The 23,199-nt window shown below is 64.9% G+C and carries 17 protein-coding genes, 2 tRNA genes, 3 rRNA genes and 1 riboswitch; of the genes, 9 read left to right on the top strand and 13 right to left on the bottom strand.

Going from position 1 to position 23,199, the window contains the following annotated elements:
- Positions 1 to 24: 24 nt before the first annotated feature.
- The 13 genes from BVG12_RS23370 to cobT form a co-directional block, all read right to left on the bottom strand.
- Positions 25 to 1,482, bottom strand: coding sequence for a cobyric acid synthase (locus BVG12_RS23370; protein ID WP_075794485.1), 1,458 nt, complete (start codon positions 1,480 to 1,482; stop codon positions 25 to 27).
- Positions 1,479 to 2,360 carry a cobalamin-binding protein gene (locus BVG12_RS23375; RefSeq protein ID WP_075794486.1) on the bottom strand — a complete coding sequence of 294 codons (882 nt, stop codon included), beginning with the start codon at positions 2,358 to 2,360 and terminating at the stop codon, positions 1,479 to 1,481. The genes BVG12_RS23370 and BVG12_RS23375 overlap by 4 nt, the downstream gene beginning before the upstream one ends.
- Positions 2,357 to 3,349 (bottom strand): threonine-phosphate decarboxylase CobD, encoded by a 993-nt coding sequence (gene cobD, locus BVG12_RS23380; protein WP_075794487.1) that lies wholly within the window; start codon positions 3,347 to 3,349, stop codon positions 2,357 to 2,359. The genes BVG12_RS23375 and cobD overlap by 4 nt, the downstream gene beginning before the upstream one ends.
- The gene (gene cbiB / locus BVG12_RS23385; RefSeq protein ID WP_075794488.1) at positions 3,342 to 4,283 is read right to left on the bottom strand and encodes an adenosylcobinamide-phosphate synthase CbiB; all 942 of its coding nucleotides are present in this window, start codon (positions 4,281 to 4,283) and stop codon (positions 3,342 to 3,344) included. Before cbiB ends, cobD begins: the two co-directional genes overlap by 8 nt.
- Positions 4,277 to 4,837, bottom strand: a complete 561-nt coding sequence (gene cobU / locus BVG12_RS23390; RefSeq protein WP_075794489.1) for a bifunctional adenosylcobinamide kinase/adenosylcobinamide-phosphate guanylyltransferase — start codon at positions 4,835 to 4,837, stop codon at positions 4,277 to 4,279. Before cobU ends, cbiB begins: the two co-directional genes overlap by 7 nt.
- Positions 4,834 to 6,132, bottom strand: a complete 1,299-nt coding sequence (locus BVG12_RS23395) for a cobyrinic acid a,c-diamide synthase CobB (protein WP_075794490.1) — start codon at positions 6,130 to 6,132, stop codon at positions 4,834 to 4,836. Before BVG12_RS23395 ends, cobU begins: the two co-directional genes overlap by 4 nt.
- Entirely contained in the window at positions 6,132 to 6,758 is a 627-nt protein-coding gene (gene cobO, locus BVG12_RS23400; RefSeq protein ID WP_075794491.1) for a cob(I)yrinic acid a,c-diamide adenosyltransferase, read from the bottom strand. The genes BVG12_RS23395 and cobO overlap by 1 nt, the downstream gene beginning before the upstream one ends.
- Positions 6,751 to 7,527, bottom strand: a complete 777-nt coding sequence (locus tag BVG12_RS23405) for an ABC transporter ATP-binding protein (RefSeq protein ID WP_075794492.1) — start codon at positions 7,525 to 7,527, stop codon at positions 6,751 to 6,753. Before BVG12_RS23405 ends, cobO begins: the two co-directional genes overlap by 8 nt.
- Positions 7,527 to 8,549 carry a FecCD family ABC transporter permease gene (locus BVG12_RS23410; RefSeq protein ID WP_075794493.1) on the bottom strand — a complete coding sequence of 341 codons (1,023 nt, stop codon included), beginning with the start codon at positions 8,547 to 8,549 and terminating at the stop codon, positions 7,527 to 7,529. Before BVG12_RS23410 ends, BVG12_RS23405 begins: the two co-directional genes overlap by 1 nt.
- Before the next feature lie 20 nt (positions 8,550 to 8,569).
- Positions 8,570 to 10,411, bottom strand: a complete 1,842-nt coding sequence (locus tag BVG12_RS23415; RefSeq protein WP_075794494.1) for a TonB-dependent receptor domain-containing protein — start codon at positions 10,409 to 10,411, stop codon at positions 8,570 to 8,572.
- A gap of 68 nt (positions 10,412 to 10,479) precedes the next feature.
- Positions 10,480 to 10,713: riboswitch (cobalamin riboswitch) on the bottom strand.
- Positions 10,708 to 11,241, bottom strand: a complete 534-nt coding sequence (locus BVG12_RS23420; RefSeq protein ID WP_075794495.1) for a histidine phosphatase family protein — start codon at positions 11,239 to 11,241, stop codon at positions 10,708 to 10,710. Its footprint overlaps the riboswitch before it by 6 nt.
- Entirely contained in the window at positions 11,238 to 12,023 is a 786-nt protein-coding gene (locus BVG12_RS23425; RefSeq protein ID WP_075794496.1) for an adenosylcobinamide-GDP ribazoletransferase, read from the bottom strand. The genes BVG12_RS23420 and BVG12_RS23425 overlap by 4 nt, the downstream gene beginning before the upstream one ends.
- A complete protein-coding gene (cobT, locus tag BVG12_RS23430) occupies positions 12,023 to 13,057 on the bottom strand; it encodes a nicotinate-nucleotide--dimethylbenzimidazole phosphoribosyltransferase (RefSeq protein ID WP_075794497.1) in 1,035 nt (344 codons plus the stop codon). The genes BVG12_RS23425 and cobT overlap by 1 nt, the downstream gene beginning before the upstream one ends.
- A gap of 439 nt (positions 13,058 to 13,496) precedes the next feature.
- On the opposite strand from cobT, the gene BVG12_RS23435 reads away from it, so the two are divergent.
- From BVG12_RS23435 to BVG12_RS23475, 9 genes are all read left to right on the top strand, one after another.
- Positions 13,497 to 15,025: ribosomal RNA gene (locus tag BVG12_RS23435) — 16S ribosomal RNA — on the top strand.
- 82 nt (positions 15,026 to 15,107) lie between these two features.
- Positions 15,108 to 15,184, top strand: a tRNA-Ile gene (locus BVG12_RS23440).
- An 11-nt stretch (positions 15,185 to 15,195) separates the two neighbouring features.
- Positions 15,196 to 15,271: transfer RNA gene (locus BVG12_RS23445), tRNA-Ala, on the top strand.
- A 225-nt stretch (positions 15,272 to 15,496) separates the two neighbouring features.
- Positions 15,497 to 18,388: ribosomal RNA gene (locus BVG12_RS23450) — 23S ribosomal RNA — on the top strand.
- Positions 18,389 to 18,510: 122 nt separating this feature from the next.
- A 5S ribosomal RNA gene (gene rrf, locus BVG12_RS23455) occupies positions 18,511 to 18,623 on the top strand.
- Together the 16S, 23S and 5S rRNA genes with 2 tRNA genes alongside form the textbook arrangement of a ribosomal RNA operon.
- Positions 18,624 to 18,793: 170 nt before the next feature.
- On the top strand, positions 18,794 to 20,272 hold the full coding sequence (locus tag BVG12_RS23460; RefSeq protein ID WP_075794498.1) for a DUF2868 domain-containing protein: 1,479 nt from the start codon (positions 18,794 to 18,796) through the stop codon (positions 20,270 to 20,272).
- Positions 20,269 to 21,753, top strand: a complete 1,485-nt coding sequence (locus BVG12_RS23465) for a DUF3482 domain-containing protein (protein WP_075794499.1) — start codon at positions 20,269 to 20,271, stop codon at positions 21,751 to 21,753. Before BVG12_RS23460 ends, BVG12_RS23465 begins: the two co-directional genes overlap by 4 nt.
- A 114-nt stretch (positions 21,754 to 21,867) precedes the next feature.
- Positions 21,868 to 22,341 (top strand): cytochrome c-550 PedF, encoded by a 474-nt coding sequence (gene pedF, locus BVG12_RS23470; protein WP_075794500.1) that lies wholly within the window; start codon positions 21,868 to 21,870, stop codon positions 22,339 to 22,341.
- A 7-nt stretch (positions 22,342 to 22,348) separates the two neighbouring features.
- Positions 22,349 to 23,188, top strand: coding sequence for a substrate-binding periplasmic protein (locus tag BVG12_RS23475; protein WP_075794501.1), 840 nt, complete (start codon positions 22,349 to 22,351; stop codon positions 23,186 to 23,188).
- Positions 23,189 to 23,199: the final 11 nt, after the last annotated feature.

Raw genomic sequence — 23,199 nt, forward strand, 5'->3', positions numbered from 1 at the left:
GTTCGCGAAGCGCGAAACCGGCAGTCAGACGAGCGCCACCAACCGGTCGAGCAGCGGCTCGGCCGCATCCGCGATCCGATCCAGACTGGCCTCGCGCAGCGCGGCCGTGTCGACCACGTGCTCGCTGTGCAGCCCGGCCCAGCGCAACAGCGCCGCGCAGGCGCCCGCATGGTCGAACAGTCCGTGCAGATACGTACCCAGCACCTGGCCGTCGGCCGAGCAGGCACCTTCCGGCCGCCCGTCGATCTCGAACACGGGCCGCGACAGCGCGCCGCCGGTCGATACGCCCATATGGATTTCGTAACCGGCAACCGCCGCATCGGGCGCGTCGGGCGCGAACACGCAGCGGCCGCTCACCTGCGCGAGGCGCTTCTCGCGTGTCAGCGTCGTGCCGAGGTCCAGCAGGCCCAGTCCCTGCGAGTGTCCGGGCACGCCTTCCACGCCATGCGGATCGTCGACGCAGGCCCCCAGCATCTGGAAGCCGCCGCAGATGCCGATCACCTTGCCGCCGTAGCGGAGGTGGCGGCGGATGCGGTCCGGCCAGCCCTGTGCGTGCAGCCACGCGAGGTCGCCACGGGTGTTCTTGCTGCCGGGGAGGATGATGAGGTCACCGTCCGGAATCGGTTCGCCTTCGCGCACGAAGCGCAGGTCGACGTCGGGATGCACGCGCAGCGCATCGAAGTCCGTGTGATTGCTCATGCGTGGATAGCTCGGCACGATGACCCGGAAGCTGCCCGCGCCCGGCGTCACGGCCTGCACGGCGTCTTCCGCATCGAGATACAGTCCGTGCAGATAGGGCAGCACCGCCAGCACCGGCTTGCCCGTCTGCCGTTCCAGCCACTCGAGACCGGGTTCGAGCAGCTTGATGTCGCCGCGGAAGCGGTTGATGACGAAGCCGATGGTGCGCGCCCGTTCGCTGTCCGACAGGCAGGACAGCGTGCCGACGATGTGGGCGAACACGCCGCCGCGGTCGATGTCCGCGACGAGGATCACGGGACAGTCGACCGCTTCGGCGAACCCCATGTTGGCGATGTCGCGGTCGCGCAGGTTGATCTCGGCCGGACTGCCGGCGCCTTCGACGATGACGGCGTCGTACTGCGCGCTGAGGCGCGCATGCGATTCCAGCACAGCCTGCATCGCCACCGTCTTGTACCGGTGGTAGTCGCGCGCATCCATCTCGGCGCGCACGCGGCCGTGAATGATGACTTGCGCGCCGATGTCGCTCGATGGCTTCAGCAGCACCGGGTTCATGTCCGTGTGCGGGGCGACGCCCGCGGCGACGGCCTGCAGCGCCTGGGCGCGGCCGATCTCACCGCCGTCGCTCGTGACGGCACTGTTCAGCGCCATGTTCTGCGGCTTGAACGGCGCCACGCACACGCCGCGGCGGTACAACAGGCGGCATAGCGCGGCGACGAGCGTGCTCTTGCCGGCGTCCGACGTCGTGCCCTGCACCATCAGCGTGGAATAAGGAAAGCGCCTCATTTGCTGCGATGACAGCGTGCCAGTTCGAGCTTCTCGCACAACTGCGCGGCGCCGGCGATCATGCGCGGACCGGAGCGATTGAGGAGATTACCATCGATCGTGAACAGGTTGTCGTTGCGGACCGCCGTCAGGGTACCGTAGGGCTTCCACAGGCTCACGCCGCCGTAGTTCTTTTCGGCGGTCGCAAAGATCGCTTCCGGATTTTCCTGCAGCACGGCTTCGATCGACACGACCGGCGCCGTCACGGGCAGCTTGTCGAAGATGTTCTCGCCGCCGCACAGGCGCAGCGCGTCGCTGACGATGTGGCGGCCGCTCAGCGTGTACAGCGGTTTGTCCCACACCTGATAAAAGCTGCGCACGACGGGGCGCTTCGCATAACGGCTGCGCAGGCTGGCGATCTGGCTGCGCAGGCTTGTCGCAGCCGGACCGGCCACGGCATCGGTGCCCATCAGCTGCCCGAGCTTCTGCACATTGTCCGCGATGTCTTCCAGCTTTTGCGGCTCGCTGTGGAACATCGGGATGCCGAGCTTTTGCAGCATGTCGATCTGGCGCTCCGAACTGCCGTGCCGCCAGACGACGATCAGGTCGGGCTTCATGGCCATGATGCGTTCCAGGTCGACTTCGCGGTTCGAGCCGATCTCCGGGATGTTCTTCGCTTCGGGCGGAAAGTCGCTGTACGAGACGACGCCCACGACGTGGCTGCCGCCGCCGGCCGCGAACAGCAGTTCAGTCACGTGCGGCGCCAGCGAGATCACGCGCTGCGCCGGCTTCGCCACGGTGACGGTGGCGCCGGCGTCGTCCTTGACGCTGATGACGGCGTGCGCCTGCAGGCTCGCTGCGAGCAGGCTGAGTCCTGCGATGATGATCGATCGTTTCATGTGTCGTTCCATTCCCGGAGTGCTTGTTCGATGCGTTTCCATGCCGTGTCGTGCGCGGGCAGGCCGATGCGGATGCCGCGCGCCGCGCCCGGGAACAGCCGCACCCAGATCGCGCGCCGCGCCATGTGTTCATGAAAGGCCTCGGCGCGCGGCTCGGGCCACCAGTGGAACAGCGGGGTGCCATGCGCCTCGATGCCGTGGTGGGCCAGCAGCGCGTGCATGCGTGCGCCGTCGCGCGCCAGGCGGGTTTGCGTGGCCTGTTGCCAGCCGCGGTCGCGCAAGGCGGCGATGGCGACCTCCTGCGCCGGGCCGCTGACGGCCCACGGCCCGAGCAGGTCGTCCAGCGCGGCCAGCAGGGAAGTGTCCGCGCCGACGAAGCCGAGCCGCAATCCGGCCAGGCCGAAGAATTTGCCGACGGAGCGCAGCACGACGAGCCCGCGCCGGCCGGCGTGGCCCGCCACGCTGAGCGTCCGCGCCGTGTCGCCGAACGCTTCGTCGATGACGAGCCAGCCGCCGCGCGCAGCAAGCTGCTCCGCCCAGTCCAGCAGCCTTTCCGGCGCGATCGTCGCGCCGGTCGGATTGTTCGGGTTGACGACGACGACCACGTCGCTGCCGGCCACCGCGTCGTCGAGCGCACCGTATGCGACCTGGCGCATGACGTGGCCGTGCCGGCTCCAGTGATGCGCGTGTTCCGCATACGAGGGCGCGGCCACCGTCACGCTCGCCGGTCCGGCCACCTCGAGCCGCAAACGCGGCAGGGCCTGGATGGCCGCCTGCGAGCCCGCCACCGGCAGCAACTGCGGCGCGCCGTAAAAGTCGCACGCCGCGCGCACCAGGGCCGGGTCCCGCTCGGGCAGGCGGTGCCATGCATCCGGCGAGGGTGCCGGCGCAGGATAGCCATGCGGGTTGATGCCGGTGGAGAGGTCGATCCAATCCGTGCCACCGTAGCGCTGCTGCGCCGCACGTAGATTGCCGCCGTGATCAAGCATGGATCGCTCCATCGAACAGCAACAGCGCGCCGCCGGCGACGGCGACCCACAGCAACGTCGTGCGCCACACGAGGCGCCAGGCGCGCAGGATGTCGCCCGCGCTGGCGTCGGGACCGTTGCCGAGCGGGGGGCGCTGTTCCGTCACGCCGTCGTACACGGCCGCGCCGCCCAGTTGCACGCCGAGCGCGCCGGCACCGCTTGCCATCACGGGACCCGCGTTCGGGCTGCTCCACGCAGGCGCCTGGGCGCGCCAGCAGCGCCAGGCACGCAACCGTCCCCGCGTTGCCAGCAGCACGTAGGACAGGGCAGTGAAGCGCGCCGGCACATAATTCAACACGTCGTCCACACGCGCGGCCACGCGGCCGAACAGGTTGAATCTCTCGTTGCGATAGCCCCACATGGCATCCAGCGTGTTGGCGAGCCGGAACAACACGACACCCGCACCGCCGCCGACGAGGAACCAGAACAACGTGCCGAACACGGCATCGTTGCCGTTTTCGAGCAGCGATTCGGCGCCGGCCTTGGCGAGGTCCGATTCGCTGGCGTGCATCGTATCGCGGCTGACGATGCGCGCCGTGAGGCTGCGTGCCGCGTCGAGGTCGCCGCCGATCAGTGCCGCATGGATCGGCAAGGTGTGGTCGCGCAGGCTGCGCAGCCCGAGGCCCAGGTAGAGCAGCAGCGCGTGGACGGCCGCGCCGGCGTACGCGCACGCGAACCAGGCGAGCAGCGACAATGGCAGCACGGCGAGCATCCAGGCAAGCAATCCGCGCGCGACGCGAGAGGCGCCCTTGTTCAGCCGGCGTTCCAGCGCGGACGCCAGCCGGCCGAAGCCGACGAGCGGATGCCAGCGCCGCGCTTCTCCCAGCCACAGGTCCAGCAGCACGCCGGCGACGAGGGCCAGCGCGAGAGTCGTCGGTGCCAGTCCGCTCAGCATGGCGCGCCTTTCAATGCGAGCGGCAGGCCGGCGGCGACGAACAGCACGCGGCCGCAGCGCGCCGCCACGTCCTGGTTCAGGCGTCCCGCCTCGTCCACGAAGGCGCGCGACACGGCGCCGTACGGCACGATGCCCATGCCGACTTCGTTGGAGACGAATACGACGTCGCCGTGCGCTTCCTCGTCGAGCCAGTCGAGCAACGCAGCCCGCTCGCCGGTGAACAGCGGCGGCAGATCGACGGGGCCGACCTCCGGATAATCCTGGTGCGGTGCGAACATCAGGTTCGTGAGCCACAACGTCAGACAGTCGACGAGCACGATGCGCCCGGGCGCGCACAGCGTGCGCAGCATCTGCGCGAGCGCGGTCGGCTCTTCCACCGTTTGCCATTCCGCCGGCCGGCGCGCGCGATGGTGGGCGATGCGCGCTGCCATCTCGGCGTCGCCCGCATGCGACGTCGCAAGGTAGACGACCTCCTTGCCGGATTCGCGCGCGAGCCGCTCGGCCAGCGCGCTCTTGCCGGACCGTGCGCCGCCGAGGACGAGGGTGCGGGTCATGCCGGGTCTTTCCGCAGCAGGCTCGCGGCGGCCGCCGGGTTCGATGCGAAGAAGGCGTGGAAGTACGACGCCGTCAGCGAGCCGACACGGTACACCGCTTCGCCCCGGGCGCCGGACGAATGCTTCGCCGTCCAGGCGGCGGGCGCGAGCGGCGTGTCGAAGCGCGAGTAGTGGAAGGCGTGGCCGCGCAGCTCGCCGGCCTTCGTCGCCATCGCTTGCCCGCCCAGTCCGGCCAGGCGCGGCTGCATCTGCACGCGGCCCGGCAGCAGTCCCGCCATCGGCCAGCTGCGGCCTTCGACGTCGGCGATCGCTTCGGCCAGCACCATCATGCCGCCGCATTCGGCCAGGATCGTCACGCCGGCGGCATGCGCCGCCCGGATCGAGTCCTGCCAGCGCCGCGCCTGCGCCAGCGTTTCGCCATGCAGCTCCGGATAGCCGCCCGTGAGGTAGACGGCATCGGCATCTTCCGGCACCGGCTCGTCCGCGAGCGGCGAGAAAAAGCGCACCCGCGCGCCCAGCGCTTCCAACGTGTCGACGTTGGCGGGGTACAGGAAGCAGAACGCGGCGTCGCGCGCGATCGCCACCGTTTTCCCGGCCAGCAGCGGCCGGACCGGTTCTTCCGGCAAGGCCTCAGCGGGCAGTTGCGGCGCCAGCGCGCTCCACGCCGCCTCGTCCAGTTTGAGTTGGTCGGCCAGTTCGTCGAGGATGAGGTCGATGTCGTCGACTTCGCCCGGCACGACGAGGCCGAGATGGCGTTCCGGCAGCTGGCGTGTCTGTTTGGGCAGAGTCGCGAGCAGCGGGATGTCGCGCAGCGACGCCGCGACCATGCGGGCGTGGCCTTCGCTCGCGACGCGGTTGGCGACGACGCCGGCCATCCGCACGGGCCCGTAGTCGCGCAGACCCATGACGACGGCGCCGGCGGTCTGCGCCATCGCGGACGCGTCGATCACGGCCAGCACGGGCAGGTCGAATGCGCGCGCGAGGTCGGCGGCGGACGGATCGCCGTCGTACAGGCCCATCACGCCTTCGACCAGCACGACGTCCGCGTCGCGCGCGGCGCGGGCCAGGCGTTGGCGGCTTTGCTCCAGTCCCACCATCCACAGGTCGAGCGTGTGGACTTTCGCGCGGCTCGCGTGTTCGAGGACCATCGGGTCGATGAAGTCGGGGCCGCATTTGAACACGTGCACCCGCTGGCCCATGCGGCGCAGCCGGCGCGCCAGCGCGGCCGTCACCGTCGTCTTGCCCTGGCCGGACGCGATGGCCGCGACCAGCAGCATGCGTGCGCCGGCGGCCATCACCACTCCGTCCCGGCCTGCGCCGTGATGCCCGCCCGGAAGGCGTGCTTGACGTCCTTCATTTCCGAGACCGTGTCCGCGATGGCGATCAGTTCCGGCGGCGCCGCGCGGCCCGTCACCACGACGTGCTGCATCTCGGGCCGGTCGAGCAGGTCGGCGATCACCGTGTGCACGTCGAGGTAGCGGTATTTGAGCGCGATGTTCAATTCGTCCAGCACGACGAGGCCGTAGGCCGGATCGGTCAGGAAGCGGCGCGCCTGTTCCCAGGCTTGTTCCGCCTTGGCGATGTCGCGCTCGCGGTTCTGCGTCTCCCACGTATAGCCTTCGCCCATCGCGTGGAAGCTGACCTCGTCGGGAAAGCGGCGCAGGAACAGTTCGTCGCCGGTGGACATCGCGCCCTTGATGAACTGGACGACGCCGACCTTCATACCGTGGCCGAGCGCGCGCCCGACCATGCCGAACGCGCTCGAGCTCTTGCCCTTGCCGTTGCCGGTGTTGACGATGATGATGCCGATCTTCTTGTCGGCCGCGGCGATCTTGGCGTCGATGATCGCCTTCTTGCGTTCCATGCGCGCGCGATGGCGCTCGTTCAGTTCCGCCGTCTGTTCCGGCGTCAGGTTAGTCATGGGATGCCTCCAAAGGGATGAAGAGTCGCCGGCCCTTGTTCTCGATCGCGTCGATCGGGTGGCCGAGATAGCTGCTCAGCAGCGGGGCCTGCATCGCGTCGTCGACGGTGCCCGCATGCCAGCGGCCGTCGCCCATCAGCAGCAGGGCATGTGTGGAAATACTGTGCGCCAGATTCAGGTCGTGGCCGATCATGACGACCGTCTTGCCGCTTTGGCGGCACAGGCGCGACAGCAGCGACATCGTGCGCACCTGGTGCGCCAGGTCGAGCGCATTGGCCGGTTCGTCGAGCAGCAGCAACGGCGTGTCCTGGGCCAGCAGCGCGGCGATGGCCACGCGCTGGCGCTCGCCGCCGGACAAGGTGCGCACGTCGCGCCCGGCGAGGTGGTCGACTTCCATCGCGGCCAGTGACGCTGTCGCCGCGCGATGGTCGTCGCTCTGTTCCCAGTAATGGTTCGCGTGGTACGGGTGGCGCGCCGACAGCACGGTCTCCATCACGCTGTAGGCGAAGGCGTCGCTGCGCGCCTGCGGCAGGTAAGCCCGTTCGCGCGCCAGCGCTTCCAGCGGCCAATCTCCTAGCTGCCGTCCGTGCAGCTCGACGGTGCCGGCGTCGGGTGCGCGCAGGCCGGCCACGGTGCGCAGCAGCGTGCTCTTGCCGGCGCCGTTGCGGCCGATGATCGACCAGCATTCGCCGGCTTTTACGATCCAGTCGAGATCACGCACCAGCGTGCACCCGCCGGCCCGCAGTGCCAATTGTCGGGTCGCGATCATCATTTGTGCAGGCGGTGCAGCTGATAAAGGAAGACGGGCGCGCCGATCAGCGCCGTGATGGCGCCGACGGGCAGCTGCGTCGGCGCGACCACGGTGCGCGCGACGGTATCGCACAGCACGAGCAGGCTGCCGCCGCCCAGCACGGCGGCCGGCACCAGCACGCGGTGGTCCGGGCCGAACGCGAAGCGGCAGGCGTGCGGCACGATCAGGCCGACGAAGCCGATGGCCCCGCCGCTCGTCACGGCGCTGGCCGTCAGCACGGCCGACACGAAGAACAGACCCTTGCGCACGGCGCCGACGCGCACGCCCAGCGTGGCGGCGGCTTCCGCATGCAGCGCGAGCATGTTCATGGCGCGCGCACTGCGCAGCGCGTACGCGAGCGCCGCGCCCAGCACGAGCCAGGGCAGGATGCGCAGCGGCGCGCCGGCCAGGTCGCCGATCATCCAGAACACCATGCTGCGCAGCCGGCCTTCCGGCGCGATCGACAGCATCAGCGTGACGAGCGCCATGCTGGCCGACGCCATGATCACGCCGGTCAGCAGCAGCATCGACGTGCCGCCTTCCGCCGCGGCGCCACTGCGCATGTCGCGCCGCGCCAGCACATACAGCAGCAGCGCGACCGTTACCGCGCCGCCCATCGCCGCGACGTCGACGGTGGCGGCCGCGCACATCATCAACAGCGCGAACAGCGCGCCGACCGACGCGCCGGCCGAGATGCCGAGCACGTACGGATCGGCCAGCGGATTGCGCAGCAGCGCCTGCATCATGACGCCGGCCAGCGCGAGCGCGCCGCCGGTGACGAAGGCCATCAGCGCGCGGCCGGCGCGCAGCTCGACGAGCGATGCGGCCAGCGATTCCGGCCGACCGCGCAGCACCTGCGCCACCGCGTCCGGCAGGTCGGACGGCGCGACGGCGATCGATCCGGTCATGCCGGCGATGAGCAGGCAGGCGATCGCAACGCACAGCAGCGCTGCGATGATCGGAACGGCGCGCTGGCGCAGGGGCGGTGGAACAGGTTGCATGGCTCGTCGGTACATGGTGTTTAGCGGAGACCGTAGCGGATGCCCGCGAACCAGGTGCGCCCGGCCGTGCCGTAGTTGCGCGCCAGCTCGTAGTGCTTGTCGGCCGCGTTGTCGACGCGGACCAGCAGCGACCAGTCGCGCGTCATGTGCCAGGTAGTGTACAGGTTCAGCAAACCGTAGCCGCCAAGGACGTTCTTGTTCGCGGCGTCGTCGAAGCGGCGGCCGGACGCCTGCAGCTCGACGCCGGCGTCCACCTGGCCCAGGTTGTAGTCGGCAGTGACGCTGGCATGGCGGCGCGCGCGGCGGGCCAGCTGCTTGCCCGTCGTCTCGTCGCGCGGATCCTGCAGGTCGGCGCTGGCGCGCAGATCGAGGTTGCCGAGGCGCGTGTCCGCGGCCAGGGTCAAGCCCTCCAGCAGCGCGTGATTGACGTTATAGGCGCAGCTGCCGGTGCGGGTCGGGCATGGGGTGACGGTCACGATCATGTCGGTCAGGCGGTTGCGGTAGTAATTCGCCTGCAGGTCGACGCCGGCCACGCGATACTGCACGCCCGCTTCCGCGTTGCGGCCCCGTTCCGGCTGATTCGATACCAGCCCGTAGCCCGGATAGAACAGTTCGTTGAACGTGGGCGCGCGGAAGCTCGTACCGAAGCTGGCCGTGGCGCGCAGGTCCTTCGTGAACTCGTAGCCGTAGCCGGCGGCGCCCGTCGTCTTCGACCCGTATTCGGAACGGTCGTTGCGCGCGCTGATGTCCAGCAGGTGGCTGCCGCGGCGCAGGTCGTACGCGGCCGCGACGGCATTCGTGATGCGCGTGCGGTTGACCTCCTTGACGGAGCTGGACAGGACCTGCTCCTTGCGGTGGCCGGCCAGCACCTGCAGCGTGTCGCCGTTCAGGTCGAACGTGTTCTGCCACGTGAACTCGTCCTGGCGCGTGTTTAGCTGGGCGTTGCCGGACGGCGCCGTGCTCGTGAAGCTCCCCAGTTTATCTTCCGAGCGCGCCACCTGGACGCTGCTGCGCCACATGGGGAGGATGCGGTCGTTCAGGAACACGGCATAGCTGTCGACTTCCTGGATGTTGTGGGCGTCGAAGGCCGAGCTGCCGTTGTCGTATTGCGCATTCAACCGGCTCTGCAGGAATTGCGCCCCGATCTCGTGGCCCTCCGCCAGGCGCAGCGCGACGCGGCCATTGACGCTGTTGCGCGTGTAGCCGTCGTCGTCGCCGTTGTAGCCGAACGCGCCGGGACGCGTGGCCGAGAAGCCGTCCGATTCTTCGTGCGCACCGGAAAGCGCATACGTCACGCTGTGCTCACCGCCCGTCGAGCCGCGCACGCTGGCGTCGTACTGGTTCGTGCCATACGTGCCGCCGCCCGCGCCGGCGCTGAAGGCGGGACGGCCTGCGCTCTTTTTCGTGAAGATCTGCACGACGCCGCCGATGGCGTCCGCGCCGTACAGGGAGCTCAGGGGACCGTAGACGATCTCGATGTGGTCGACGGACGACAGCGGAATCGCGTTCCAGGCGGCCGCGCCGGTGGTCGCGGAACCGATGCGCACGCCGTCGACGAGCACGACGACCTGATTGCTGTTGGCGCCGCGCAGGAAGACGGAGGTGTTGGTGCCGGCGCCGCCGTTGCGTGCGATTTCGATGCCGCGCTGGCGGCGCAGCACGTCGGCGACGGAACCCGCGCCGGCGCGGGCGATTTCCTCGCTGCTGATGACGACGGTGTCGGGGATTACCTCATCGGCGCGTTGCGGCGTGCGGTTGGCGGTGACGACCACGGTATCGGGAACGGGGGCGGCGTGGACGGAAGTGGAAGCGGCAAGGACGAGCGAAAGCGCGGCGGCCTGCCGGGAAACGGAAACTGACATGATGTGTTCGTAATGGGCAACCGGCCGACGTCCCCGTCAGCCAGGTGAACAGAAGCGCGTGACGAATCGCGCGCTTCCACCTTTTGGCCGGTATCCGGGCTGGCAAGTATGGCCGTCCGACCTTCCCATGCGGATGCACAGTGGTATGTGGAGACGGTTGCCGCGCGTGCGTCGAACGCGGGCGGCACTTGCTTACCGTTGCGGGGGCAGCACACGTTGGCGCTTGTTCGTAAAGCGCTTCGTGTTTCCCGTTTAACTGCGCCCGAGAGACGGGCGCGAGCACCAAAACGCAGACATTATACGCCCAGCACGACGAGTTGCCCGTAGTCGATGCGATGCGGCGTCTGCGCCGCCTGCAGCGCGGCCTGTTCGAGCGGCGTCCCGTCGTGCAGCGCTGTCAGCAGGCGGATGGTGCCGGCGTGGCAGACGATCAGCGCGGACGGTTGCCGCAGGTCGTCGACGAACGACTGCACGCGGCGCGCGACGTCGAGCACGTTCTCCGCGCCGCCGGGGCGGTAGTGGAGGAGATCGGCGGCCCAGGCGTCGACGTCGCTGCGCGGGATCGCGGACCACGGACGCAGTTCCCACGCGCCGAAATCCATCTCGGCCAGGCGCGCATCGAGCGTCACGCGGCCCGGGGCCAGGCGTTCGGCCAGCAGGGCACAGCGTTGCAACGGGCTTGCGTAGACGGGCAGGTGAGGTATGTCTTGCTTCGCCAGCGCCGCGTGCACGCGGGCGAGTTCCGCGTCAGGCACCGGGACGTCGCTGGCGCCATAACACAGGCCAGGTGCCACGTCCGGTCGCGGATGGCGCACCAGGTACAGCGTCATGCCGCAGTCCAGGCGGCGTGGCCGAGCGTGGCGAGCACGGCGACGTAGGCCAGCGCTTCCGCCAGTTGCTGCACGGCGCCGAGGCAGTCGCCCGTGTAGCCGCCGAGGCGGCGCACGAAGAGGCGGCCCAGCCACAGCGCGGCGGCTGTCGACGCAAGCACCGCGGCCAGCATCGCGGCCGGGGTGATCCAGCCGGCGGCGAGCATGCACGCGGCCGGCACCGCGCACGTGAGCGCCGCGATCGCGAATTCGTGATTCGTCATCTGCTGCGCCAGCGGCTTGGCCTTGCCCTCGCCGCGCACATAGTCCAGTTTCCAGATCAGCGCCGTCGCGGCGAGACGCGAGACAGGATGCGCGACGAACAGCGCAGCCACGGCCACGCGCGGCGGCAGCAGCGCCAGCGCGGACAGCTTGGTCGCGAGCATGCATACGATGCCGATCGCGCCGTAGGCACCGACGCGCGAATCCTTCATGATCTCGAGCGCCCGCTCCTTCGTCATGCCGCCGCCCAGGCCGTCGCACGTGTCGGCAAAGCCGTCTTCGTGAAAGGCGCCCGTGATATAGATCGACGTCGCGGTCGACAACACCGCCGCCATGGGCGCGGGCAGTACGTGCGCGGCCGCGTAATAGATGCCGGCCGCGATCGCCGCGACCACGCAGCCAACGAGCGGGAAGTAGCGCGACGCGTGCTGCAGCCAGCTGGCTTCGAAGCCGACCCAGGCCGGGACCGGCAGCCGCGTGAAGAACTGCAGGGCGATGAAGAACAGTCTGATTTGATGCATCAAGCCGACTTTTCGCTGACGCTGGCCGACTCGAACGTGGCCATCTCGTTCAGGAAGTTTACGGCCGCGTGCAGCAGCGGCAGGGCCAGCGCGGCGCCCGTGCCTTCGCCCAGGCGCAGATTCAGCTGCAGCAGCGGCTCGGCGCCGAGCGCGTCGAGCATGCGGCGGTGACCGGATTCGTCGGAACAGTGCGCGAACACGCAGTAATCCAGAATCGCGGGCTCGATACCCACCGCCACCAGCAGGGCGCTCGTCACGATGAATCCGTCGATCAGCAGCACCTTGCGCAGCGCGGCCGCCTTGAGCATGGCGCCGGCCATCATCGCGATCTCGAAGCCGCCGAACGTGGCCAGCACCGCAAGGGTATCGTCGACGCCGGCGTGGTGCAGCGCGGCTGCTTCGATCACGCGCCGTTTGCGCAGTACGCCTTCCGGCGACAGGCCCGTGCCGGCGCCGACGCACTCGGCGACGGGGATGCCGGTCAGCTTGTGCATCAGGCTTGCTGCCGCCGTCGTGTTCCCGATGCCCATCTCGCCGAAGCCGACGACGTTGCCGGGCAGGTTGGCCGCGAGGGCGGCGCCGTGTTCCAGCGCGGCCGCGCACTGCTCGGGCGTCATCGCCGGCTCGAGCGCGAAGTTGCGCGTGCCGTACGCCACCTTGCGGTCGATGAGACCCGCGCGGACGCCGAAATCGTGATTGACGCCGGCATCCACCACATGCAGATCGATATCGTTCTGGCGCGCGAACACATTGATGGCGGCGCCCTGGGCCAGGAAGTTTTCGACCATCTGCCACGTGACGTCCTGGGGATAGGCGGACACGCCTTCCGCGACGATGCCGTGGTCGCCCGCAAACACAAGGATGGCCGGCTGCCGGATCGTGGGCGCGACGGTCTCCTGGATCAGGCCAAGGCGGTTGGCCAGCCGTTCGAGCGCGCCGAGACTGCCGAGCGGTTTTGTTTTGTTATTGATGGCGGCAGACAACAGCGAGGTGAGATCGGGATTGGCCGTGGGGGCGATGTGCGGGAGGCGCATGAGAGCTCCATGGGTGATGAAGGCGGGAACGATAGCACACAAGCAACTGGAGAATTCTTACCATAGCCCCCCTTGCGCACCTCCGATGCGATTTGCTATAGTTCGCCTCCTGTTTTGCAGCGCATGAAATGAGTCGGAAACGACGGCGCGACAAAACAGACGAGGGGTTGACGAGTTAAGCGAAACACTGCATAATCTCATTCCTCTGCTGCTGACGAACAAAACGATTCGCAAGCGCAGCAAGGCAGTACCGAACACGAAGTTCTTTAACAATCAACAGTCGATAAGTGTGGGCGTTTGATGAGGTGCCAGTATCGCTTCGGCGATATTGAATACTTAAATTATCAAATGTTCACGCAAAAAAATACGTTGCTCAGCAATGAGTAACGGTCAGTATTTTGAGTGAGCGACATGACACGAAAGTGTCAAAACAGAGATTAAACTGAAGAGTTTGATCCTGGCTCAGATTGAACGCTGGCGGCATGCTTTACACATGCAAGTCGAACGGCAGCGCGGGGCAACCTGGCGGCGAGTGGCGAACGGGTGAGTAATATATCGGAACGTACCCAAGAGTGGGGGATAACGTAGCGAAAGTTACGCTAATACCGCATACGATCTACGGATGAAAGTGGGGGATCTTCGGACCTCATGCTCCTGGAGCGGCCGATATCTGATTAGCTAGTTGGTGAGGTAAAGGCTCACCAAGGCGACGATCAGTAGCTGGTCTGAGAGGACGACCAGCCACACTGGGACTGAGACACGGCCCAGACTCCTACGGGAGGCAGCAGTGGGGAATTTTGGACAATGGGCGCAAGCCTGATCCAGCAATGCCGCGTGAGTGAAGAAGGCCTTCGGGTTGTAAAGCTCTTTTGTCAGGGAAGAAACGGGGTTGGCTAATATCCGACTCTAATGACGGTACCTGAAGAATAAGCACCGGCTAACTACGTGCCAGCAGCCGCGGTAATACGTAGGGTGCAAGCGTTAATCGGAATTACTGGGCGTAAAGCGTGCGCAGGCGGTTTTGTAAGTCTGACGTGAAATCCCCGGGCTTAACCTGGGAATTGCGTTGGAGACTGCAAGGCTGGAGTCTGGCAGAGGGGGGTAGAATTCCACGTGTAGCAGTGAAATGCGTAGAGATGTGGAGGAACACCGATGGCGAAGGCAGCCCCCTGGGTCAAGACTGACGCTCATGCACGAAAGCGTGGGGAGCAAACAGGATTAGATACCCTGGTAGTCCACGCCCTAAACGATGTCTACTAGTTGTCGGGTCTTAATTGACTTGGTAACGCAGCTAACGCGTGAAGTAGACCGCCTGGGGAGTACGGTCGCAAGATTAAAACTCAAAGGAATTGACGGGGACCCGCACAAGCGGTGGATGATGTGGATTAATTCGATGCAACGCGAAAAACCTTACCTACCCTTGACATGTCAGGAACCCTCGAGAGATTGAGGGGTGCCCGAAAGGGAGCCTGAACACAGGTGCTGCATGGCTGTCGTCAGCTCGTGTCGTGAGATGTTGGGTTAAGTCCCGCAACGAGCGCAACCCTTGTCATTAGTTGCTACGAAAGGGCACTCTAATGAGACTGCCGGTGACAAACCGGAGGAAGGTGGGGATGACGTCAAGTCCTCATGGCCCTTATGGGTAGGGCTTCACACGTCATACAATGGTACATACAGAGGGCCGCCAACCCGCGAGGGGGAGCTAATCCCAGAAAGTGTATCGTAGTCCGGATCGCAGTCTGCAACTCGACTGCGTGAAGTTGGAATCGCTAGTAATCGCGGATCAGCATGCCGCGGTGAATACGTTCCCGGGTCTTGTACACACCGCCCGTCACACCATGGGAGCGGGTTTTACCAGAAGTAGGTAGCTTAACCGCAAGGAGGGCGCTTACCACGGTAGGATTCGTGACTGGGGTGAAGTCGTAACAAGGTAGCCGTATCGGAAGGTGCGGCTGGATCACCTCCTTTCTAGAGTGGCACCACGAGCGCAAGCTCGGTCATCAAGCGCCTACGCTTATCGGCTGTTAATAAAGTTAAACGAGAACAGTTCGGGTCTGTAGCTCAGTCGGTTAGAGCACCGTGTTGATAACGCGGGGGTCGTTGGTTCGAATCCAACCAGACCCACCAGTTACCAAAATGGGGGATTAGCTCAGCTGGGAGAGCACCTGCTTTGCAAGCAGGGGGTCGTCGGTTCGATCCCGTCATCCTCCACCAACTCTCTGTTCACTGCATTTATCCAAGCTTGGCAACACTGAGTTTCGATAAGTGTAGTTCTCGTTCTTTAACAATCTGGAAGAAGTAAAGTTTTCTTTAAGCGTGTAGCTAACGAAAGTTAGATGCACACTTAGGGTAGTAATCTGTATGTATCAACAAACAAAGTAAGCTGAATCCTTGTCGATATGACGTTCCCTGACACTCATGCAGGGGCCAACGTTATAGGGACAAGCGAATAAGTGCACATGGTGGATGCCTTGGCGATTACAGGCGATGAAGGACGTAGTAGCTTGCGATAAGCTGCGGGGAGTGAGCAAACACACTTTGATCCGCAGATTTCCGAATGGGGAAACCCGGCCTTTTAGGTCATCGCATACTGAATACATAGGTATGCGAAGCGAACGCGGCGAACTGAAACATCTAAGTAGCTGCAGGAAAAGAAATCAACCGAGATTCCCAAAGTAGTGGCGAGCGAAATGGGATGAGCCTTGTACGTGATAGTCGATCGGATAGTGGAAGTCTTTGGAAACAGACGCCATAGCGGGTGATAGCCCCGTACACGAAATCCGAACGGTGGTACTAAGCGTACGACAAGTAGGGCGGGACACGAGAAATCCTGTCTGAAGATGGGGGACCATCCTCCAAGGCTAAATACTCGTAATCGACCGATAGTGAACCAGTACCGTGAGGGAAAGGCGAAAAGAACCCCGGGAGGGGAGTGAAATAGATCCTGAAACCGTGTGCATACAAACAGTCGGAGCCTCTTCGTGGGGTGACGGCGTACCTTTTGTATAATGGGTCAGCGACTTACATTCAGTGGCGAGGTTAACCGAATAGGGGAGCCGTAGAGAAATCGAGTCCGAACAGGGCGACAGTCGCTGGGTGTAGACCCGAAACCAGGTGATCTACCCATGGCCAGGATGAAGGTGCGGTAACACGCCCTGGAGGTCCGAACCCACTAATGTTGAAAAATTAGGGGATGAGCTGTGGGTAGGGGTGAAAGGCTAAACAAACCTGGAAATAGCTGGTTCTCTCCGAAAACTATTTAGGTAGTGCCTCAAGTATCACCATCGGGGGTAGAGCACTGTTATGGCTAGGGGGTCATTGCGACTTACCAAACCATTGCAAACTCCGAATACCGATGAGTGCGAGCTTGGGAGACAGACGTCGGGTGCTAACGTCCGGCGTCAAGAGGGAAACAACCCAGACCGCCAGCTAAGGTCCCAAAGATTGGCTAAGTGGAAAACGAAGTGGGAAGGCTAAAACAGTCAGGATGTTGGCTTAGAAGCAGCCATCATTTAAAGAAAGCGTAATAGCTCACTGATCGAGTCGTCCTGCGCGGAAGATGTAACGGGGCTAAGCCAGTCACCGAAGCTGCGGATATGTTTCTTAGTATTTATACTTTGATCCATATGGTAGGAGAGCGTTCCGTAAGCCTGAGAAGGTGTCTTGTAAAGGATGCTGGAGGTATCGGAAGTGCGAATGCTGACATGAGTAGCGATAAAGAGGGTGAAAAGCCCTCTCGCCGAAAGCCCAAGGTTTCCTGTTCAACGTTCATCGGAGCAGGGTGAGTCGGCCCCTAAGGCGAGGCAGAGATGCGTAGCTGATGGGAAGCAGGTTAATATTCCTGCACCGTCGTATGATGCGATGGGGGGACGGATCGCGGAAGGTTGTCCAGCTGTTGGAATAGCTGGTTTTTGACTCATAGAAGGCGCTTAGGCAAATCCGGGCGCGTAATTCAAGGGGTCGAGACGGGTGTCCTTGCGACACGAAGCAATCGGAAGTGGTTCCAAGAAAAGCCTCTAAGCTTCAGTCATACGAGACCGTACCGCAAACCGACACAGGTGGGCGAGATGAGTATTCTAAGGCGCTTGAGAGAACTCGGGAGAAGGAACTCGGCAAATTGGTACCGTAACTTCGGGATAAGGTACGCCCCGGTAGCTTGAATGGTTTACTCCATGAGGGTGAAAGGGTTGCAATAAACTGGTGGCTGCGACTGTTTAATAAAAACACAGCACTCTGCAAACACGAAAGTGGACGTATAGGGTGTGACGCCTGCCCGGTGCTGGAAGATTAAATGATGGGGTGCAAGCTCTTGATTGAAGTCCCAGTAAACGGCGGCCGTAACTATAACGGTCCTAAGGTAGCGAAATTCCTTGTCGGGTAAGTTCCGACCTGCACGAATGGCGTAACGATGGCCACACTGTCTCCTCCCGAGACTCAGCGAAGTTGAAATGTTTGTGATGATGCAATCTACCCGCGGCTAGACGGAAAGACCCCATGAACCTTTACTGTAGCTTTGCATTGGACTTTGAACCAATCTGTGTAGGATAGGTGGGAGGCTTTGAAGCGGGGACGCCAGTTCTCGTGGAGCCAACCTTGAAATACCACCCTGGTTCGTTTGAGGTTCTAACCTTGGCCCGTGATCCGGGTCGGGGACAGTGCATGGTAGGCAGTTTGACTGGGGCGGTCTCCTCCTAAAGTGTAACGGAGGAGTTCGAAGGTACGCTAGGTACGGTCGGACATCGTGCTAATAGTGCAATGGCATAAGCGTGCTTAACTGCGAGACCGACAAGTCGAGCAGGTACGAAAGTAGGACATAGTGATCCGGTGGTTCTGTATGGAAGGGCCATCGCTCAACGGATAAAAGGTACTCTGGGGATAACAGGCTGATTCCTCCCAAGAGTTCATATCGACGGGGGAGTTTGGCACCTCGATGTCGGCTCATCACATCCTGGGGCTGTAGCCGGTCCCAAGGGTATGGCTGTTCGCCATTTAAAGTGGTACGTGAGCTGGGTTTAAAACGTCGTGAGACAGTTTGGTCCCTATCTGCCGTGGGCGTTGGAAATTTGAAGGGGGCTGCTCCTAGTACGAGAGGACCGGAGTGGACGAACCTCTGGTGTACCGGTTGTCACGCCAGTGGCATTGCCGGGTAGCTAAGTTCGGAAGAGATAACCGCTGAAAGCATCTAAGCGGGAAACTCGCCTTGAGATGAGATTTCCCGGAGCCTTGAGCTCCTTGAAGGGTCGTTCGAGACCAGGACGTTGATAGGTCGGGTGTGGAAGTGCAGTAATGCATTAAGCTAACCGATACTAATTGCCCGTACGGCTTGTCCCTATAACCTTGGCAGTCATTGCCAATGCAAGGGTTCGGCTGTTTGTTGACACAACAGATAAAACCACTTCTTCCAGATTCAGAGTGACGCATGCATTCAAGCTGCGGCGCTCGTACAAGTTATGCCTGATGACCATAGCAAGTCGGTACCACCCCTTCCCATCCCGAACAGGACCGTGAAACGACTTTGCGCCGATGATAGTGCTGCAACCAGTGTGAAAGTAGGTTATCGTCAGGCTAGTTATTCCGCAGAAGCCCGCTCAGTTCAATCTGAGCGGGCTTTTTGCTTTCGGTAACACGAAGCCCGCCCGGCCGGATCGGCACCACCCATCCTTGCCTGAGCGGGCTTTGTGCTTTTTCAGGCACAATGCCCCTGCAAGCTTGTTAAATCAACCAGACAGGGGACCCATGAACGAGCGGACCGCACGCGATGTCGTCCTGATGCGCGCTATCGAAACCGCCGACGCCAAGCGCGAGATCCTTTCCGAAGACGACCGCGTGTACGCCAGCCGCAGCGCGCGCGAGCTGGCGCATTGGCAGGCCGCCGAAGGCAAGAGCGAGCCCAGGCTCGATCATTTCCTCGGCCAACGCGCGGAACTCATCCTCAAACGTCTGGCCGAGCGCACGCCGGCCTTTGCCGCCTTCCGCCAGCGGCGCAGCGTGCTGCCCCTGCTGGCGGTGCTGCTGCCCATCGTCGGTTTCGTGGCCGGGGCGGGGCTCGACCGCATCGGCAATCCGCACCGCGTCGACCTGTTGTCGGCGCCGCTGCTCTTGATCCTCGGTTGGAACCTGCTCGTGTATCTCGCCCTGATCGTGTGGGCGCTCGTGCCGTCGAAGACCACCGGCTGGGCGAGCCCGCGCCTGCTGCGGCGGCTGTCCGTCGGCAAGGCCGCGCTGCCGCGCAAGCTCCCGGCGCCGCTCGCCGCCGGCATCGCGCAATACGTTACGGACTGGTCGCAGCTGACGGCCAAGCTCACGCATCTGCGCCTCGCGCGCACGATCCACTTCGCCGCAGCCACGTTCGCGCTCGGTGCGATCGCGTCGCTGTACGCGCGCGGCGTGCTGACCCAATATGCTGCCGGGTGGGAAAGCACCTTCCTGGCCGCGCCGCAGGTGCATGCGCTGCTGTCCTTCCTGTTCGCGCCCGCGCTGGCCGTGTTCCCGCTGCAGGGTTTTTCGCTGGCCGACGTCCAGGCCCTTCACTTCGTGCAGGAACCGTCGCCCGCCGGCGGCGCGCGCTGGGTGCACCTGTATGCTGCGACGCTGTTGCTGCTCGTCGTGCTGCCGCGCCTCGTGCTGGCCGTCGTGTCCGCGCTGCGTGCGCGCCGTATCGCACATCGGTTTCCCCTCGACCTGGGCCAACCCTATTATCGGCTGCTGGCCGACCGCGTCGGGGCGTCCGGTCCGGCCGTGCTGCGCGTGATCCCGTACAGCTTCACGGTCGACGAAGCGCGCCATAAAGGTCTCGCGGCCGTCGCGACGATGGTCCTCGGCGAACAAGCGCAGTTGATGCTGCGCCCGTCCTGCGCGTATGGCGAAGAACCGAAGGAACTGCTGCGCGACGCGCGCCTGGACGATCCCGATGTCGCCATCACGGCCGTTCTCTTCAATCTCGCGGCGACGCCTGAACGCGAGAACCACGGCGCCTTTCTCGACTATCTGGCGCGCAATACGCCGCGCGGCATCGCCGTGCTGCTCGACGAATCCGGCCTCGTCGAACGCGGCGCCGGCCAGGGTGGCTTCGACAATCGCGTGGTGGAGCGCGTCGCGCTGTGGCACGAGTTCTGCAGGTACCACCACACCCGCGCGACCGTCGTCGACCTGCTGCATCCCGAGCGCCATCCGCTCGACCTCGGGAACGGCCTTGCCGTCTCGGGTGCGGCATGAGCGCGCAACCCGTCGACATCCAGTTCGCACTCGTCTCGCACACGAACAACGGCAAGACGACCTTGGCGCGCACGCTCATCGGCATGGACGTGGGCGAGGTGCGCGATGCCGCCCACGTGACCGTGTTCGCCGAAGCGCACACGCTGCAGACCACTCACACGGGCGATCGCCTGTTGTTGTGGGACACGCCCGGCTTCGGCGACTCGGTCCGCTTGCTCAAGCGGCTCGCGCAAGCCGGCAATCCGATCGGCTGGTTTCTGCGCGAAGTGTTCGACCGCTACCGCGACCGGCCGTTCTGGCTCAGCCAGCAGGCGCTGCGCGCGGCGAAGGATGCGGCCGACGTCGTCCTGTACCTCGTGAATTCGTCCGAGGATCCGCGCGACGCGGGCTATTTGCCGGCCGAGATGCGGATCCTGGAATGGCTGGGCAAACCGGTCGTCGTGCTGCTCAACCAACTGGGACCACCGCGGCCCGACGAGCAGGAACAGGCGGAGCAGACGCGCTGGAAGGCGCATCTCGACCGGTTCGCGATCGTGCGCGACGTGCTCGCGCTGGACGCGTTCGCCCGCTGCTGGGTGCACGAGGATGTGTTCTACGAGCGCGTCGGCAAGTTGATCGACGAGGCCAAGCGCGACGGCTATGCGCGCCTGCTCGCGGCCTGGCAGGCGAACAATGTGCAGCGCTTCCGCGCGTCCGTCGAACTCGGCGCGCAGATGCTGGCCGGCGCAGCGCGCGACAGCGAGGCGATCGCGCAGGAGGGCAAGGCGGGCCTGCTCAAGTCCGCATTGAAGGCAGTCGGTCTCGGCAAGGACGAACAAAAGCGCCAGGACGCGGCGATGGCCGGCCTCGTCGAGCGGCTCGAGCGGCGCATCGGCGATACGACCGTCGGCCTGCTGCGCCTGCACCGGCTCGACCCGGGCGACGCGGGCCGCATCAATGCCCGCGTGCGCGAGAACTTTGCCGTGCGCGCGCCCATCGACAAGGCGCCGGCCGGACTGCTGGGCGCCGTCGTCTCCGGCGCCGCGACCGGGCTGTCGGCGGACCTGATGGCCGGCGGCCTCACGTTGGGCGGCGGCGCGCTGCTCGGCGCGATCGTCGGGGCGCTCACGATGGCCGGCGCGGCCTGGGGTTTCAACACGACGACGGACCGCGACCGGCCTACCGTGCAGTTCGCGGATCCGTTCCTGCGCACGCTCCTCGTCGGCAGTGTGTTGCGCTACCTGGCCGTCGCCCACTTCGGACGGGGACGGGGCAACTTCGTCGAAGGCGAGGCGCCGCCGTTCTGGCAGGCAGAGGTCGAACGCAGCGTCGCGCGGCACGAGGCGGAACTGGCGCCGCTGTGGAAGGCCGTACGCGCCGCGCCCGATGCCGCGGCGGCGACTGCATCCGTGCAGGCGCTGCTCGGCCGCGTGATCGTGGAAACGCTCGAACATCTGTATCCGGAGACGGCGGCGCGCGCGCTGGCACGCGCGGCGATGTGACACCTGTTGCAAATTGGGACAGGCGCGGACCGCGTACGCCTTCATCAAGGGCGTCGAACGCATGGCACGCCGATTGCTCATGTAGGGATAGACCGATAACCTACAGGAGACATCATGAAGCACACCATCCGCATCGCCGCCGGCGCATTGGCGCTCAGCGCCGCCGCACTCACCTCGCTCTGGGCCAACGCGCACGGCAACGTGGTCCCGCAAGGCGTCGACACGACGGGCCTGCCGACGCTGGGCGACAAGTGGCGCGACGAGAATCCCTACCGCGCCAATAAGCTCGCGCTGAAGATCGGCTCGTCGGCCTACAACCAGAACTGCGCGCGCTGCCACGGCCTGGAAGCGGAATCCGGCGGCATCGCGCCGGACCTGCGCCTGCTCGACCGCGACTGCACCGGCATCAAGAACGAGACCAAGAAACAGGCCTGCTACAAGGAGACCGACAAGTACTTCCTGACCAGCATCCGCCACGGCAAGGTGCGCAACGGCGCCGTCTACATGCCGCCGTTCGAGGGCGTGTTCAACCAGGAAGCGATGTGGGCCATCAAGACCTACCTCGAGTCCCGCCGCGCCGCGGACTGAGGCGACCATGTCGACCCCGATATCGCCGTCGCGCCGCCGCGTGCTCGCCGCCGGCCTGCTGCTGGGTGCGGGCATCGCCGCACCCGCTCTCGCGGCAGACGCCCCCGTGCTGCGCGAAGCGGGCTTCCTCAAGGTGGCCGTCTACAACGATCTTGCGCCGTTCTCCGATCACGGCCAGGGCATCGACGCCGACCTCGGCGCCGCACTGGCCGGCAAGCTTGGACTGAAGCTGACGCTGTTGCCGTTCAATGCCGGCGACGACCTCGGCGACGATCTGCGCAATATGGTGTGGAAGGGCCACTACCTCGGCTACGGACCGGCCGACGTGATGCTGCACGTGCCTGTCGACCGCATGCTGATGAATGCGAATCCGCAGGTCGAGGTTTTCGCGCCGTACTATGTGGAGACCGTGCGGCTCGTGCGCAGCGCGCGGTCGATGCCGCGGTTCGACGGCGTGGAGGCGCTGGCGGGCAAGCGCATCGGCGTCGAGAAGGTGTCGATCTCGGGGATGGTCATGCTGGGCGAGGGCGGGGGACGCTTCCGCGAGCAGGTGCACATTTATCCGACCGCGATCGAGGCGCTGGAGCGGCTGAAGGCAGGCGACCTGGATGCGGTGCTGGCCACGCGCGCCCAGATCGAATCCGTGATGAAGGGCGATCCCGCGTTCCCGCTGGAGGACGTGCCGTTCGACCGTCTACCGCGCAGCGGCTGGGCGATCGGCATGGCGGTGAAAAAGGATAATCTCGGCCTCGCGCGCCGGTTGCAGGCCGCGCTGAACGACCTGGCAGCCAGCGGTGAACTGAAGACGATCTTTGCGAAGTACGGCGTGCAGGCCGTCAGGCCGTGAGCGGGCGGAGG

It is taken from the genome of Massilia putida (assembly GCF_001941825.1).
In the GTDB taxonomy this organism is placed as follows: domain Bacteria; phylum Pseudomonadota; class Gammaproteobacteria; order Burkholderiales; family Burkholderiaceae_D; genus Telluria; species Telluria putida.

Coding starts and splice junctions, on each gene's coding strand:
- BVG12_RS23410 (WP_075794493.1), bottom strand. CDS start 8,549: ATGCAACCTGTTCCACCGCCCCTGCGCCAGCGCGCCGTTCCGATCATC.
- BVG12_RS23425 (WP_075794496.1), bottom strand. CDS start 12,023: ATGCATCAAATCAGACTGTTCTTCATCGCCCTGCAGTTCTTCACGCGG.
- BVG12_RS23395 (WP_075794490.1), bottom strand. CDS start 6,132: ATGGCCGCCGGCGCACGCATGCTGCTGGTCGCGGCCATCGCGTCCGGC.
- cobT (WP_075794497.1), bottom strand. CDS start 13,057: ATGCGCCTCCCGCACATCGCCCCCACGGCCAATCCCGATCTCACCTCG.
- pedF (WP_075794500.1), top strand. CDS start 21,868: ATGAAGCACACCATCCGCATCGCCGCCGGCGCATTGGCGCTCAGCGCC.
- cobD (WP_075794487.1), bottom strand. CDS start 3,349: ATGCTTGATCACGGCGGCAATCTACGTGCGGCGCAGCAGCGCTACGGT.
- BVG12_RS23420 (WP_075794495.1), bottom strand. CDS start 11,241: ATGACGCTGTACCTGGTGCGCCATCCGCGACCGGACGTGGCACCTGGC.
- cbiB (WP_075794488.1), bottom strand. CDS start 4,283: ATGCTGAGCGGACTGGCACCGACGACTCTCGCGCTGGCCCTCGTCGCC.
- BVG12_RS23475 (WP_075794501.1), top strand. CDS start 22,349: ATGTCGACCCCGATATCGCCGTCGCGCCGCCGCGTGCTCGCCGCCGGC.
- BVG12_RS23370 (WP_075794485.1), bottom strand. CDS start 1,482: ATGAGGCGCTTTCCTTATTCCACGCTGATGGTGCAGGGCACGACGTCG.
- BVG12_RS23465 (WP_075794499.1), top strand. CDS start 20,269: ATGAGCGCGCAACCCGTCGACATCCAGTTCGCACTCGTCTCGCACACG.
- BVG12_RS23415 (WP_075794494.1), bottom strand. CDS start 10,411: ATGTCAGTTTCCGTTTCCCGGCAGGCCGCCGCGCTTTCGCTCGTCCTT.
- cobO (WP_075794491.1), bottom strand. CDS start 6,758: ATGACTAACCTGACGCCGGAACAGACGGCGGAACTGAACGAGCGCCAT.
- BVG12_RS23460 (WP_075794498.1), top strand. CDS start 18,794: ATGAACGAGCGGACCGCACGCGATGTCGTCCTGATGCGCGCTATCGAA.
- BVG12_RS23405 (WP_075794492.1), bottom strand. CDS start 7,527: ATGATCGCGACCCGACAATTGGCACTGCGGGCCGGCGGGTGCACGCTG.
- BVG12_RS23375 (WP_075794486.1), bottom strand. CDS start 2,360: ATGAAACGATCGATCATCATCGCAGGACTCAGCCTGCTCGCAGCGAGC.
- cobU (WP_075794489.1), bottom strand. CDS start 4,837: ATGACCCGCACCCTCGTCCTCGGCGGCGCACGGTCCGGCAAGAGCGCG.